This is a genomic window from Saprospiraceae bacterium (assembly GCA_016709995.1).
GTDB lineage: Bacteria > Bacteroidota > Bacteroidia > Chitinophagales > Saprospiraceae > JADJLQ01.
Window position 1 is genome coordinate 3021365 of sequence record JADJLQ010000001.1, and the last position, 14760, is coordinate 3036124.

General features: G+C 37.5%; 15 protein-coding genes. All 15 read left to right on the forward strand.

Annotation, left to right across the window (positions count from 1 at the left end; translation table 11 throughout):
• Window positions 1-79 precede the first annotated feature (79 nt).
• The 15 genes from IPJ09_12795 (at window position 80) to IPJ09_12865 (ending at window position 14561) form a co-directional block, all read left to right on the forward strand.
• The gene (locus IPJ09_12795) at window positions 80-802 is read left to right on the forward strand and encodes an SGNH/GDSL hydrolase family protein (GenBank protein ID MBK7372294.1); all 723 of its coding nucleotides are present in this window, start codon (window positions 80-82) and stop codon (window positions 800-802) included.
• Window positions 803-888: 86 nt separating this feature from the next.
• Window positions 889-1134 (forward strand): hypothetical protein, encoded by a 246-nt coding sequence (locus IPJ09_12800; protein ID MBK7372295.1) that lies wholly within the window; start codon window positions 889-891, stop codon window positions 1132-1134.
• Complete coding sequence (locus IPJ09_12805) at window positions 1131-1529, forward strand: type II toxin-antitoxin system VapC family toxin (GenBank protein MBK7372296.1); 399 nt, start codon at window positions 1131-1133, stop codon at window positions 1527-1529. The genes IPJ09_12800 and IPJ09_12805 overlap by 4 nt, the downstream gene beginning before the upstream one ends.
• A gap of 50 nt (window positions 1530-1579) precedes the next feature.
• Window positions 1580-2209: a 16S rRNA (guanine(527)-N(7))-methyltransferase RsmG gene (gene rsmG, locus IPJ09_12810; protein MBK7372297.1), complete on the forward strand. Its 630-nt coding sequence runs from the start codon at window positions 1580-1582 to the stop codon at window positions 2207-2209.
• Between the two features lie 762 nt (window positions 2210-2971).
• Entirely contained in the window at window positions 2972-5128 is a 2157-nt protein-coding gene (locus tag IPJ09_12815; protein MBK7372298.1) for a carboxy terminal-processing peptidase, read from the forward strand.
• Window positions 5129-5246: 118 nt separating this feature from the next.
• Window positions 5247-6569 carry a hypothetical protein gene (locus IPJ09_12820; protein ID MBK7372299.1) on the forward strand — a complete coding sequence of 441 codons (1323 nt, stop codon included), beginning with the start codon at window positions 5247-5249 and terminating at the stop codon, window positions 6567-6569.
• 292 nt (window positions 6570-6861) lie between these two features.
• A complete protein-coding gene (locus IPJ09_12825; protein MBK7372300.1) occupies window positions 6862-8421 on the forward strand; it encodes a hypothetical protein in 1560 nt (519 codons plus the stop codon).
• An 83-nt stretch (window positions 8422-8504) separates the two neighbouring features.
• Window positions 8505-9107: a DinB family protein gene (locus IPJ09_12830; protein MBK7372301.1), complete on the forward strand. Its 603-nt coding sequence runs from the start codon at window positions 8505-8507 to the stop codon at window positions 9105-9107.
• A gap of 63 nt (window positions 9108-9170) precedes the next feature.
• Window positions 9171-9821, forward strand: a complete 651-nt coding sequence (locus tag IPJ09_12835) for a response regulator transcription factor (GenBank protein ID MBK7372302.1) — start codon at window positions 9171-9173, stop codon at window positions 9819-9821.
• A gap of 69 nt (window positions 9822-9890) precedes the next feature.
• Window positions 9891-10406: a hypothetical protein gene (locus tag IPJ09_12840; protein ID MBK7372303.1), complete on the forward strand. Its 516-nt coding sequence runs from the start codon at window positions 9891-9893 to the stop codon at window positions 10404-10406.
• A gap of 530 nt (window positions 10407-10936) precedes the next feature.
• Window positions 10937-11185, forward strand: a complete 249-nt coding sequence (locus tag IPJ09_12845) for a helix-turn-helix transcriptional regulator (GenBank protein ID MBK7372304.1) — start codon at window positions 10937-10939, stop codon at window positions 11183-11185.
• A gap of 72 nt (window positions 11186-11257) precedes the next feature.
• Window positions 11258-12376, forward strand: coding sequence for a hypothetical protein (locus IPJ09_12850; GenBank protein ID MBK7372305.1), 1119 nt, complete (start codon window positions 11258-11260; stop codon window positions 12374-12376).
• A 131-nt stretch (window positions 12377-12507) separates the two neighbouring features.
• Window positions 12508-12927 (forward strand): hypothetical protein, encoded by a 420-nt coding sequence (locus tag IPJ09_12855; protein MBK7372306.1) that lies wholly within the window; start codon window positions 12508-12510, stop codon window positions 12925-12927.
• Between the two features lie 17 nt (window positions 12928-12944).
• Window positions 12945-13226 carry a hypothetical protein gene (locus IPJ09_12860; protein ID MBK7372307.1) on the forward strand — a complete coding sequence of 94 codons (282 nt, stop codon included), beginning with the start codon at window positions 12945-12947 and terminating at the stop codon, window positions 13224-13226.
• A gap of 672 nt (window positions 13227-13898) precedes the next feature.
• On the forward strand, window positions 13899-14561 hold the full coding sequence (locus IPJ09_12865) for a hypothetical protein (protein MBK7372308.1): 663 nt from the start codon (window positions 13899-13901) through the stop codon (window positions 14559-14561).
• Window positions 14562-14760 lie beyond the last annotated feature (199 nt).

The window sequence follows — 14760 nt, forward strand, 5'->3', positions numbered from 1 at the left end:
TGGCTGATGTGGCTATTTGGTGGAATAAATAATAACTAAACCCTATCTTCAATTTTTTAAATTTTAATCTATCAACCTTATGGATAAACGTACTTTTCTCAAAACAAGCCTGCTAGGTTCCATGGCAGCTCCATTTGCTTCCTTCACGCATAGTATCGATGATGGCAAGATCACCATCCTTTTCCAGGGAGATTCGATCACGGATGCTGGTCGTGATAAAGCCCAATATTATGCAAACAATGCTTCGGGTATGGGCACAGGCTATGTGCACATGGCTGCAGCTTCGCTGCTTGAAAAATATCCAGAAAAACACATTCGAATATACAATCGGGGGATTTCAGGCCATAAAGTATTTCAATTGGCTGGAAGGTGGGATGACGACGCTTTGAATCTCAAACCGGATGTACTCAGCATTCTGATCGGAGTCAATGATTTTTGGCATACACTCACCGGAGGTTATAATGGTACTGTGGAAGTGTTTGAAAATGATCTGAGGGCTCTATTGAAAAGGACCAAAGATGCCTTACCTATGACCAGGATCATTCTTTGTGAACCGTTTGTGGTAGATGGCGGGACTGCTGTCGGAGATGAAAAATGGAAGACTGTCTTCCCGGGATATAGAGTTTCCTGCAAAAAATTAGCCACTGAGTTCAAGACCAGTTTTGTGCCCTTTCAAAGTGAGTTTGATAAAGTATTGCCCAAAGGAGGTGCCGCTTATTGGTGCCCTGATGGTGTACATCCATCCCTGGCTGGCGCAAAATTAATGGCCAATGCCTGGTTGAAAGTATATGAGCAAATGTGAAAACCATTTCATAATATTTTGATTATCAATACTTATTCACTAAATTAGTTATATAAATTTTTTAATCCCTTATCTTTGATTTTTTTATGAAAGACTTTGAAGCCGATAATTCAATCGTTAAAGGTTATGCAGAATTACTTGATAGCCTTAGTTCAAGCATGAAGTTAGATTTAATTGCTAAGCTGTCTGATTCAATCAAATCCGATTTAAAGAGTGAAAAATCATTGTTTCAAAAATCATTTGGTGCTTTTGAATCGAAAAAATCGGCCGAAGAGATAATTACCGAAATCAGATCAAGCAGGATGACTAATAGGCTAGTTGATCAATTTTGAAAAAATACCTGCTCGACACCAATATTGCCATTTTTTACATGAAAGGCAAATATAATCTAGACGAAAGGTTTGGAAACATTACTCCAGGCAATTTATTTATTTCTGAAATTACGCTTGCTGAACTAAAATATGGTGTTGAGAATAGTGAGCACACTGAAAAAAACAGAAAAGTGCTTGACCTGTTTTTGACTGGTGTTAAAATCCTACCCATTTTTCATGCTTTAGATTTATACGCTAAAGAAAAAGTTAGATTACAAAAAGCAGGTACTCGGATTGACGACTTTGATTTATTGATTGGGACCACAGCAATAACTCACAATCTAGTGATGGTTTCAAACAATACCAGTCATTTTAAAATAATAAAGGGGATTAAACTAGAAGACTGGGCGCACTAAAAGATTTTATCAACGCACCTTCTTGACTTTTATATGAAGAGCTATTACTTATGACTTTGGACCTTAAAATTAATTTCCCCAATTTATCAGAGCATCAATTAACGCAACTGCGCAGCCTGCTTCCCTTTTATCAGGAATGGAATGAAAAAATAAATCTTATTTCCCGCAAGGACATGGAGCATTTTATGCTACACCATGTGATCCACAGTCTATCCCTTATTAAATTTATGACTTTTAAGCCGGACACAGACATCCTGGACCTCGGCACTGGTGGCGGATTTCCAGGTATACCTCTGGCCATCGTATTTCCCGAAGTTAAATTTCACTTGATAGATGGTACCGGCAAAAAAATCAAAGTGGTCAAAGAAGCTATCACCCATCTGCAACTGGCCAATGTGACTGCGGAGCACATTCGCATCGAAGATGTCACATCGACCTACGATTTCGTCGCCGCCAGGGCAGTCACCAACCTGGCAGACCTCATTCGATTAGCACGCCCTCGGATCAAAAGTAAAAACATCAATGCCCGACCCAATGGATTGATCGCCTACAAAGGGCATCCATTGAAAGACGAAGGGGTTGCAGTCAGAAAAAAACCGCACGAAATATTTATGATAGAAAAGAAAATAAACGATCCTTATTTTGAAGGAAAATGTATCGTGTATGTACCGATGTATTGAGTTTTTTAGTTTATTCCTTCATCCCTTTGAACCTTTGCTCGCCATCGTATCCGCCAAGGTATAGCCCAATTATACTTCGCGCCTTTGCGCGCCTTCACCTATTCCTATGTATTACCAAAATTATCTTCGCGCCTTCGCGCCTTTGCGCCCCTTCACCTATTCCTATGTATTACCAAAATTATCTTCGCGCCTTTGCGCCTTTGCGCGCCTTCACCTATTCCTATGTATTTACCAAATTATCTTCGCGCCTTTGCGCCTTTGCGCGCCTTCACCTGTTCCTATGTATTACCCAAATTATCTTCGCGCCTTTGCGCCTTTGCGCGCCTTCACCTGTTCCTATATATTACCCAAATTATCTTCGCGCCATTACGCGCCTTCACCTGTTCCTATGTATTACCCAAATTATCTTCGCGCCATTGCGCGCCTTCACCTGTTCCTATGTATGTACCAAATTATCTTCGCGCCTTTGCGCCTTTGCGCGCCTTCACCTGTTCCTATTTATTACCCAAATTATCTTCGCGCCTTTGCGCCTTTGCCCTTTGCGCGCCTTCACCTGTTCCTATGTATTGACCAAATTATCTTCGCGCCTTTGCGCCTTTGCGCGCCTTCACCCGTTCCTATGTATTACCCAAATTAGTTAGAAGAAAGTTAATATTTACCATTGTACGGACGAGTGCCTGATTTCTGGTATATTTATTTCTTCAAATTAAAAATCTTAATCCCCTTTAAGATAACTTTTGTTGAATATTTTGGTTTATTAAGATGAATACAATAATTAAATGGTTTATGAGAGGTTCATTGTTTGCTTTCGGAGTAGTGTCCTTAATGTATGTTTTCACCATCACTAAAAAACAGCCTCCGGCTACAGATGGTACAAAAGAAGCGGTGATCCTGCATACCGTGATGCAGGTATTGGATCAGGCCCACTTCAGGCCCCAGTCGATTGACGATCAGTTTTCTAAAGCGGTATATGATGAATATCTCGATGCTGTAGATGGCTCTAAAAGGTTTTTTACTCAAAACGATATAGATCAGCTTAAAGTGTATGAGACCAGGCTCGATGAAGATGTCAAAGCCCGCAACCTGGACTTTCATTACCTCATGGTCAAACTGATCAAAGCATCAGTGTTGAAGGCAGAGGGTTATTACAAGGATGCGATGGCCAGGACCTATGATTTTAAGTCCGATAAAACCATTGAGCTGGATCCTGACAAGCTGGCTTATGCCAAATCAGATGCTGCGCTCAAAACCTACTGGAATACACTCATCGAATATGAGATAGAGTCAAGATTGGCCGACCGCCTGGAAGAACAGTTGAAATCAACCGATAAAGCCAAAAAGAGCACTGCCGATCTGGAAAAAGAAGTTCAGGCCAAAGTCAAAGAAGTATATGACGACTATTTTTTCAGGTTAAAAAACTCTGAAAGTGGTGTTTGGTTTGAAGCTTATCTCAACGCTATCACCGGATATTTTGATCCTCACTCCAATTATTTTTCGCCGAAGGACAAAGAAGACTTCAATATGCAGATGTCTGGCAAATATGAAGGCATTGGGGCCCGGCTGATGCAGGATAAAGAATATGTCAAAGTCAGCAATATCATCCTTGGGGGACCTGCTGCCAGGAATAAAGAATTGGAGGTAGATGACCTTTTATTAAGCGTCACCCAAGATGGGGGGCAGGCCAAAGAAGTAGTAGGCATGCGTGTGGATGAAGTGATCACCTATATCAGGGGCAAGAAAGGTACCGGGGTGACCATCAATGTCAAGAAAAAAGATGGCAATACCAAAGCGATCCACCTGATACGAGATGAAGTGATCTTAGAAGAAGGCTATGCCAAATCTTCTATCATAGAGATACCAGGTACCACCGACAAAATTGGCTATATTTTGTTGCCTAGTTTTTACGCGGACTTTGAAGATAATAATGGGAAAAGTTGCGCCCGGGATATCGCCAAAGAAACCTCTAAGCTGCAAAAAGCAGGAGTAAAAGGCATTATCATTGATTTAAGATACAATGGTGGTGGCTCCCTGACAGAGGTGGTAGACATGGCTGGCCAGTTTATTGAGACAGGACCTGTCGTACAAGTAAAATCCAAGTCTGGCAATCCCTATGTGATGAATGACCGGGACAATTCGGTCAATTACGATGGTCCCCTTCTGATTATGACCAATGCTTACAGTGCATCGGCTTCGGAGATTCTTGCTGCAGCGCTGCAGGATTATAAACGAGCTGTCATTGTGGGATCTCCCAGTACTTATGGCAAGGGCACTGTACAACGATTTTTCCCTCTGGACAAAATGGTCAGTGGGGTCGATCAGTACAAACCACTTGGTGAGATCAAAGTTAGTGTGCAAAAATTTTATAGAATCAACGGTGGATCTACCCAACTCAGAGGGGTCGTGCCAGATATCGTACTTGCCGATAACTTTAAATACCTTGAAGTAGGAGAAAAAGAAAGCAAACATGCTATGGAGTGGACAGAAATATCCAAGCTCAACTACAGTCAAAATGTATATGTAGTCGACAATATTGATCAGTTGAGAGCTGCGAGTGCTGCCAGGACAGATACCAGCACCATCTTCAAACTTCTGGATGAAAATGCATTACGACTGAAAAATCGCGGTGATATGACTATTGCCTCGCTCAATCTAGACAAGTTGATGAAGGAGGAAAAAATACGTGAAAACGAATCAGAAAAATTTACCCTTCTCAATAATCGTACTACAAAATTGGTGCCTACTCCTTCTGCAGACTTCTCCGCTATAGACAAGTCCAATACTTCCGAATCAGTACTCCAGGAACGACAAGAAGAATGGTTTAGAAGTATCCGCAAAGATATATACCTCGAAGAGTGTGCACAGATCGTACAGGATATGATCAGGACCAGCAATATCAAGGTGGCTAAGAGTAAAAATTAGGTTGTAGCGTTTTTAAATTACCGCCCTTCATACTCTCTTTTTAGATATAGACTTCTTCCGGTTTGACCAAAGCCGGCATACATTTCTATATTTGTATTGCTATTAAATATTTCTTTTAGTGCAAAACCAATTTATAGAAGTCTTTTATTTATTCTTTCAAGGTATACTTGTATTTCAGATCATCACTTTTGGTTTTATATATGTAATGACTAAAAGAAGAGATACCCTTTTCTACGCGCTATTTCTATTTTTTGCTGCTGTATACTTTTTTGTCAATGCACCCTATACCTTTTTTGGAATATCGGAAGATGTTGTATGGAACTCTGCATGGTACGACTTCATCAACACACCATTGGTTATTCTTGAGAATCTTTGTTACATCTTATTCCTTAAATCATTTTATCAGGATATAAGCGCGGACCAGTCTATCAACAAATTATTTGTATCGATCCTTTGGTTGATCGCTGGCTTTAGTGTGTTATTCATTTTACTTACCCTGGCAAAAATTGACAAGCAATTTATTTTTTACTCAGTTAAATTAATAGCTGTTTTACCGGCTTTTTGGGTTATCCACGTAATTCGCAAAAACAACAGTCTGTTTTCGGCTTTAATATCAAGCGGTTTGATATGTACCATCGTAGGCACTTGTACCACCGTCTTAATGATCGTGCTTCGTAACTATGGATACCATCACCTATTTACAGATGGGTATCCTTTATTATTTATAAGGTTGGGCATTTTGGGCGATATGATCTTCTACCTGGCAGCCATACTCAAGAAATGGCACTACCAGGAAAAAGAGCTGGCTGTTGAAAAAATTAAAGGCCAATTAATTGAAGAAAGAGCCAGGCTTCAGTTTTCAAGTGAATTACACGATGAGGTCGGAAGCACGCTAAGTGGTATTTCAATGTATTTACATTTAGTACATGAACAATTAAATCAAGGAAAAATAAGACAAGCCAATGACTCTTTGAAGATACTTCAGCATTCTACCAATGAAATAAACACTCAGGTTAAAGATCTGATTTGGGGTGTCAAACCATCACAAGATACGATGGCAATGCTCCTGGAGCATCTGGAAGGATATGCCATCCCAATGGCTGCTGCTAAAAATATTTATTTTAGTTCTTCGATGGAGATTAGTGGTAATACTTTCGTACCTCCTAAAGCAAAAAGACAAATTTACCTTATCTTAAAAGAAGCTATCAACAATGCTCTAAAATATAGTGAGGCTACTACCATAGATCTAAAGATAACAACTGATAAAGATTCCATCCTGTTTCTTTTGTGGGACAATGGTATTGGATTTGATGTTGCAACCAGCGGTCAAGGTAACGGATTAAGAAATATTGAAAAAAGAGCTGCTGATGTGCATGCCCAAGTTTCCATCAAATCCATTAAAAATCAGGGGACTGAAATTCTCTTAACACTGCTGCTCTAATATCTAGGTAAAAATATTGACTACTCTATCTCTTATAAAAAATAAATCAGACGGCCTTTGGCGACAAGCTGTCAAAATCATTTTGATACTTCAATCCATGGTTTGCATAGGCCAGGACACATCCTACAGACCTCCTATTAACAATGACACTCTAAACTTAACTCACTATCACTTATTGACTGAAATTTTTACGGAAATAAATCCCGACAGCAGTTTATATTTTGCTGAAAAATCATTGAACATTTCCCAAAAGCTACAACTCCCTCTTGAGGAGGCCCATTCATTGGCAAAGATGGGCTACTCGTACTTAAATAAAAATAATTACTCCAGAGCACTCAAAATGTTTTTAGACGCTATCTCTGTGATAGATAATTTATCTAACAATTTTTCAGTATTAGGAGCACAATATCAAGCACCGGATGAATTTACTGACAGAACACAAACCATTGAATTTCAGAAAATGGATAAAAAAGCCAGGATATTACAGTATCTGGGAATTCTTTATGGCAATTATGCCAATTATAATCAAGCCATTTATTCATTCAGGCAAGCATTGGATCTTTCTACTCGAACTAATAATAAAATCATTCAATGTATTACCTATATTACTTTAGGGAGGATCTTTTTAGGAAATAAACAGAAGGACTCCGCTTTAATAGCAGGCAAGTTATCGCTTAAACTAGCTCAGGACAACAATTATAACCGCTATCTGGGCAGTATCTATTTGAATTTAGGCAGAGAATTTATCGCTAAAGACAGTGTTTCTCTGGGGATTAAAATGATTAAAATAGCTATTCACCATAGCTATAAAGAAAATTATCTTAGGGGGGTAGTTGCATCCAGTCTATTATTGTCCAATCTAAAACACGAAAACTCAGAAATGTCAAGATTAGACTACCTCCATCAAGCATTCGTAGAAGCTATTAAATTAAATAGTCCTGATCTATTACTGAGGTGCTATACTTCCTACAATGAATACTTTAAAGAGAAAGGGATTAAAGACAGCATAGTTAAGTACCAGGCATTAATCATTAAGACCAACGAATTGCTCAATAGATCCAGGCAAGATCAGGAATTTCAAAACATTGACTTTGCAGAGAAGATCAGGCAGCAGGATCTTATTTTTATTAAATCAAACTTTAAACGACAGCTAAGGTGGTGGAGTATATTAATTACATCCATTTTAGGATTTTTTAGTGTCTTTATCCTATACCGAAACAAAAAACAAAACGAAATCAAAGCATCTTTGTTGAATGAACGCTTGAGGTTGAGTCGGGAGCTTCATGACGATCTTGGAGCCAATCTAAGTGGTATCAGTATGTATACTCATTTAGCTCAATCCCAATTTGATGCTAAAGATACCTCTTTGAAGAAATCTTTAGACATAATACGGGAATCATCAAGTGAAATGGTAAATAAGCTCAATGAGATAGTTTGGTTAATCAATCCTGATCAAGATCATTTATCAAATTTATTAGATAAAATCAACGACTATGCAGTCAAACTGTGCAAGGCAAAAGAGGTTAAATATTCTTTCAAATCAACCTTAGACCTGGACGAATACCATATCCCAGAACACAAAAGAAGAAACCTCTATTTGATCTTAAAAGAAGCTATCAACAATGCTCTAAAATATAGTGAGGCTACTACCATAGATCTAAAGATAACAACTGATAAAGATTCCATCCTGTTTCTTTTGTGGGACAATGGTATTGGATTTGATGTTGCAACCAGCGGTCAAGGTAACGGATTAAGAAATATTGAAAAAAGAGCTGCTGATGTGCATGCCCAAGTTTCCATCAAATCCATTAAAAATCAGGGGACTGAAATCCTCTTAACGCTACCTGTATAAGATCAAACTTAATTACCCCATTGAGGTATTGGGTGCTGAAAGGCCTTTTATTTACTTTGTACGTACTATTTAAATGCTTAAAAATGAAGAATTGGTATCTCGTAAGTTTAATTGTATTAGGCTTCTATCATCTGACCTCAGCTCAAGATACTTCCTGGACCATACATGATAGAACCAACCTGGTGAAGGAGTATGTAAGGACTAAAGCAGAAATAAATGCTGCAACTCAATACCTCACCCCTTCGCAATGGAGCTTTAAAGAAACCCCTAAATCCTGGTCCATAGGACAAGTCATGGAGCACCTCTATATGTGGGAACTAATCACCCAGCGCGATACTCGCGGAGCTATTTGGAATGGAATAATTATGGACGATGTAAAAAATCTTTTGGAGGATGATTCCACCGCTACCCATTGGATCTATGAGGACAAACCTCATACCTCTCCTGATTATACTATTCCCACAGGATTTATCCCTGGTGATGCCGTGCTTAAATTGTTCAATTCAAAATGCGACGAACTAATAAAGGAGATAGAGACCTCTGATTTAAACTTTAGATTGTACATCCGCAAGATTCCGACTTATAATAAAAATCTGGTCCAGATTTACATGATACACTATGGTCATGTTGACCGACATTTAAGGCAGATCCGAAGAATTAAAAGTCATCCATTATTTCCGCAATAAATAAATCATTCTATATGTCACAAGATCAAATTAATGGTGTATCTTAGTTAAATACCTATTCATATGGATATCAGGGTAGTCATATTTGAAGATAATATGCTGATGCGGGAGGCACTCACCGCCATACTCAATGGAACTGTGGGGTATACTTGCAGTGGTGCTTTCCCAAATGGAGATGGTTGGGACATAAATCTACAACTTACAAGACCTGATGTCATACCGATGGATATCGAGATGCCGGGCCTCAATGGAATAGTGTTAAGTCATAAGATCAAGGCCAAATATCCAGAAGTTAAAATACTGATTCAGACTATCTTTGAAGACAATGATAAGATATTTGATGCCTTGTGTAATGGGGCATCAGGCTACATCCTCAAAAACGATGCTCCGCATAAATACCTGGAAGCCATCAATGAAATCTATAATGGCGGAGCTCCAATGAGCGCAAACATAGCCAAAAAAGTACTTGGCTTTTTTACATCAAAAAATGTAATCCTGGTCCAACCAAACACTGAAGACTATATGTTAAGTGATAGAGAAAAGGAAATCCTGGGCATGATGGTTCATGGAGATGATTTCTATTCAATAGCAGGAAAAGCATTTATCAGTTACGAGACCGTACGAACTCACGTAAAAAGGATTTATAAAAAGTTGCATGTGGCCTGTAGAAGTGAAGCGGTGATGAAAGCGGTACAACAAAATATACTCAGATAAGTCTATGCTTGACCTAAATCATCTATATTTGGAATACTATTTAAATCATTTGCTTAAAATTTAATAATAATGAGTCAATTCGAAGTTCAAGGAGTTTCAAGTCCTCACTTTAAGGTCTTGCCAGAAACTCGCTTTCAATCTCCTGAAGCTCAAAATTTTAATGTTGGCCTATCTGGAGTGGCCAGGTTTAAATCAGATTTCTACATAGCATCTACTTTAAATATTCAAAAAGTATCTATACGCGATTTTAATATGAAGATGGATTCCGTAATCAATAGGGCCAAATCACTGCTGCCTATCCTGCCAGAAGGTACTGAGTATGGTTTTATTCCTATACAGTGGACCATTATGGCGTCTGCCAATGCTATTTGGAATATGTCTTCGTCAAAATTTGGAGGTTGCATTACAAGTGGCTGGCGAATACTTAGAGAAGATAAAGTAATCCACCAATCCACACAAACCGTAAAAATGTTCAAAGGAATAGAAGTAGATCTTTCTATTGTATACAGCGCTAATCTGAAAATAGGTTATCAAATTGATATGTATGGGTATTTTGCAATCCTTGACCTTCCAAGAATAGATTAATACTAACTTGTCATACCAGTAATAAGTTTTTAAATCTGAAAGTTTTAATTTAAAAGTCAGCACAATAGCCGGAAGGATAAATCATTATACCATTCTTAATAAGATTAGTCTTAACGCATAGTGGTAATTTGGATTAACTCGAACACCTTAATGCTAGCCAGCTATTCATAAACTCCACTGATATCACTGCTAGCTTTTTGTCCCGCACATTAATATTTTAGATGCCATCAATTACTCCAGAAGGGATTTAATATTCATAATAGAACTTCAAATTATCTATCGATTCTGAAGGGGTGGCATAGATACAAATCCCTTAGTAAGAATTTTTTAAACTGTCTCGGGCACACATCTTGGACAAGCTTTAAATGTGCATGATGGATCATAGTTAATTGTACCCTTTATCAAAAGCCTACGTTTCCAAATAATACAGAAACAAACATTAAAAAGCAATTTACCTCAATGGGGTATTGTGAAAGCTTATACTATAAAAGAAATTTGATTCATTACTAATTACTTAATAAATAATAGCTATGAACCAATCACACCCAATCGTCTTAAGCTCCATGCCTAACGAAATTCACTTCAATGAAATTCAAAAACAAGTGTTGGTGAAATTATTGAATGGCCAGTCTTATAAAGCCATTGCATCCGATATGAATATTTCATTAGCAGCAGTCAGGCAGTATGCACATCGCACATATAAAAAATTAAAGGTTGCTAACAAGATGGAAGCCTTAATACAATATGGGGACAGGGGTGATAACAAAAGTCATCAATAAAAATTAGAACGAATTAATATGATGTGACACAATAGATTAAACAAAATCAATTGAATTAAAATTAGCTCAATTATGAAATGGAAATTCAGACTAGTATTATGCCTTACACTTTTACTTTTATCAATTTATATAACAATTGCCCAAGAGCAAGAGGACTATAATACTCTAGATGAAATATCGAAAAGTACTTTTATGAGTATTCCTCCAGCATCGGCTTTTCTCCTGATAGATGTAGCACCCAACAAAGTATTCCAGGCAGGAACATGTCGCTCTGTAAAAGTGGACTGGACGCTGAGATCCTACAAATCAACTCCAAATCTTGCTATCGAACTTCAACCTCTATGGCTACTATATTATAATAATGGACACATAAGGGAATATAGACGCGCTACAAATTTTTACAGGGCCCTAAGTAAAGTTTCAATCTCAATTGGGACGGTAAACTGGGGGCCACAAAGAACTATCGCCTATGCAGGCAAAATAAACCTATATACCGATCATGATCCATTATTAGAACCAAGCTTGGAAGAATCAATTGAAACTTATGAAGACTATAAATCTGAACACAAATTTCGAATTAAAGCATTAAAAAATTCACTGTTAAAAACAAAAAACATGAATGAGAAAAGAAGTATACAAAGAAATATATCAAACGAGATGGATAGCCTTCATTCTATTTCGATAGATCAAGCTTATTATAATGATGAAATAAAAAACCAATACTATAAAGAAAATTGGAATGCGACTGCTGTAGATCTTGGGTTCGGAAAAATCAACAACTACGACATTCAAACTGACAGCACATTCAAGATAAATGACGGATTAGGTTTATGGTTAATAGGATCAAAAGATCTTGGTCGAAAATTTCAAGCAACTGGAATGATAAAATTACTTCACTTCGACCAATTAAACACCCACTTAATGGTTGGTGCTAATATCCGATACGGTAATCCACGGTTTAACTTTTATACAGAACTTGTTCATGACATTTGGAAAAATCCTTCGCTTCCTGGATCTTCAGATTCAAAGCAGATCAGGCAATTAGAAAAAACAACCTTTTGCTACGGAGGAGAGCTCAAATTAAATAACATTATCCAGTTAAATTTTGGCATTCGAACCAATCTAGATCAACACTTTAAACTCGCATCAATATTACCGACAGCCAATGTTATGTGTCTCATGCCATTGTAAGAAATAAATACAGCAAAAATGATTAACAAATTGCACTACAGGAATGGAAAATAATTGAGACTATATTCCTGAGAATCGATTTTGCGAACCCACTAAATCTAAATCTTTAATCAAATCTAAATAAAATGAAAATGAAAAAATTAAAATTGTACTCTATCGCCTTTGCATTTATTTTTCAATATGGACTCCTGAGTGCGCAAAGTCTTCTAATGAATTGCGGAAATTCATTAGAAGATGTGGTGAATTCAAAGCATTTGACTGAGGGAGAAAATGAAATTTGTTCACTTTCCGAAGGTAAAATAAACTTAGTAGCTATAGTCAATAATGGAACAATAGTTTCATGGAAGGCATTAGATGAAAAGGGAAAAAATTTGCCGTTTATAAACGAAGTAAATACTATGGCAAGCAGAAAAAAGAAAAGTAAGAGTTCGAGCTCTCCCCAGAAACCGTATTCCAACCTGGTATGCACTGTGGTCGATATAATATGTGGAACCGATGCTTCCGGCAATTTAAAATTCTGCAAACATAAAATTTGTTTTCCTTGTAATTAAAATAATAGTATATATTTATGAAAAAGATATTATTAATTCAAACCTTTTTTCTGTGTTACTATCTCAGTGTTGCTCAATCAAATGGATCTGCATTGCCGAAAGGAACGTATTATAAAGACGGAAAAGTAAAAATAACAGATGATTATGAAATAGTCAATACAAATGGTGGCCTTAATGCGACTGTTCGCAAAAAGGAAAAGCAAATGGTGAAACGACTGGAACCTTTAAATGTAGTTGCAAGGCTACACCGGCTACTTCTTGCCCAGTCGATTTCACAGATGATATTATCGCTTGCTTAGGTGATCCATGTTGCAAATTGCTGGTGACGATAAAAACTGGATCCCTAAGTGCACAGCTTTCTGCAGGAGATAATTCTAATCAATCTGGGTTTGGAAAACCGGATATTTGGAATGCCGTTATTTACCCAAAAAAATAAATATTGACCCATTTCCTCAATTGACAATATGTTTTTTAGGCTTTAATCTCACATAGGAAGCAGGGATTATATTAAACTTACCCATTGGACTGATCCTGATCATCTGAGTCGTCCAAGCAACTAACTTCTTGATTGCCGCGAATCTCTACCAGAGTCATTCTAATAAAAATTCGAATTACTTGATTGAGCTTTGGGAAAGCAGGTTTAAAAACCTACTTCTAAAACAGATCATAAAGTGATCAAGCTATATAAAAATTAATTCAATGAGGTCTCAAAGTTTCTTCGTATAAATTTATAACCAATTAATAAGCTCAGGGAATCGTTTCCCTGGGCTTTTTATTTGACTTGTTTTTATTAATTAAACTGGTTGAAATTAATGCCAAAAGCTGAGGAAGCTGGTTTTACCATTGGAGATATAAACTCTGGACTGGAACCTCCTTTATGTAAGCGTCGGTCTCAAACCAGCCTAAAATTACCCCAATGTGGTATTCCTCCACCAATTTCCCTGGCTTATGTTTGTAAAAAAAAAATTATAATGAAACACTTTTATTACTTTTTAATTATTTCCGGGTGCCTTTTAGGATGCACTAAAAGTTTAGATCATCCAGGCTTAAATGATCGCCTTGAAATGAGAGTCAATGTGTATGATACGTTGATCACCCAGGATGGCATCTGGAGATACCTGGTGTCCAATGCAGAACCGGCAGGGAAATGGAAACTATTGAATTATAATGATAGCCTTTGGAAGGAAGGATTTCAAGAATTTGGCTATGGTGATAGTGATGAAATTACCGTTGTACCCAGAAATAACCTCCTGGTATCCAGGACAACAAACATCACCACCTATTTTAGAAAACGGATTTTTATTCCTTCTGAACTCACTATAGGAGCGAGTGAGGTCACATTTTATTTGCACCGGGATGACGGAGCGCTTGTCTATGTGAATGGTAGTGAAAAAATACGGTCAAATATGCCCAAGGGCACTATAAAATCCAATACTTTGGCCATAAGTCCTATGGAAGGATATGTCGGTCCTTTGAGTGAAAAGACACTTTATAAGATGAGCTGGTCTGCTTCAGGTTTTCAAGCGGGATGGAACGAAATAGCAGTAGAAATACACCAATGTTCTACTCAGGAAAGAGATATGTCGTTTAGTTTGCGAGTGGCAGCTACACAAACAATAAACATAAATCAATAATTATAAGGATTGCCATTTCTGGATGTTGACTTATTCTGGTTTTATATTACTGACTTTGAAAGAAAAAGTGACCTAAAATAATGTTGATCACGTGTTCTATCCAAGCAGGTTAATCTGAGCCCGGGTGAACAGAGCATTGACTTATTCATCTTGATTCGTAATGAATGCCACTGTAGAAAATATTGAGCTTCAAATTTAA

Coding starts and splice junctions, on each gene's coding strand:
- IPJ09_12795 (MBK7372294.1), top strand. CDS start 80: ATGGATAAACGTACTTTTCTCAAAACAAGCCTGCTAGGTTCCATGGCA.
- IPJ09_12800 (MBK7372295.1), top strand. CDS start 889: ATGAAAGACTTTGAAGCCGATAATTCAATCGTTAAAGGTTATGCAGAA.
- rsmG (MBK7372297.1), top strand. CDS start 1,580: ATGACTTTGGACCTTAAAATTAATTTCCCCAATTTATCAGAGCATCAA.
- IPJ09_12815 (MBK7372298.1), top strand. CDS start 2,972: ATGAATACAATAATTAAATGGTTTATGAGAGGTTCATTGTTTGCTTTC.
- IPJ09_12825 (MBK7372300.1), top strand. CDS start 6,862: ATGGGCTACTCGTACTTAAATAAAAATAATTACTCCAGAGCACTCAAA.
- IPJ09_12830 (MBK7372301.1), top strand. CDS start 8,505: ATGAAGAATTGGTATCTCGTAAGTTTAATTGTATTAGGCTTCTATCAT.
- IPJ09_12835 (MBK7372302.1), top strand. CDS start 9,171: ATGGATATCAGGGTAGTCATATTTGAAGATAATATGCTGATGCGGGAG.
- IPJ09_12840 (MBK7372303.1), top strand. CDS start 9,891: ATGAGTCAATTCGAAGTTCAAGGAGTTTCAAGTCCTCACTTTAAGGTC.
- IPJ09_12845 (MBK7372304.1), top strand. CDS start 10,937: ATGAACCAATCACACCCAATCGTCTTAAGCTCCATGCCTAACGAAATT.
- IPJ09_12850 (MBK7372305.1), top strand. CDS start 11,258: ATGAAATGGAAATTCAGACTAGTATTATGCCTTACACTTTTACTTTTA.
- IPJ09_12855 (MBK7372306.1), top strand. CDS start 12,508: ATGAAAAAATTAAAATTGTACTCTATCGCCTTTGCATTTATTTTTCAA.
- IPJ09_12860 (MBK7372307.1), top strand. CDS start 12,945: ATGAAAAAGATATTATTAATTCAAACCTTTTTTCTGTGTTACTATCTC.
- IPJ09_12865 (MBK7372308.1), top strand. CDS start 13,899: ATGAAACACTTTTATTACTTTTTAATTATTTCCGGGTGCCTTTTAGGA.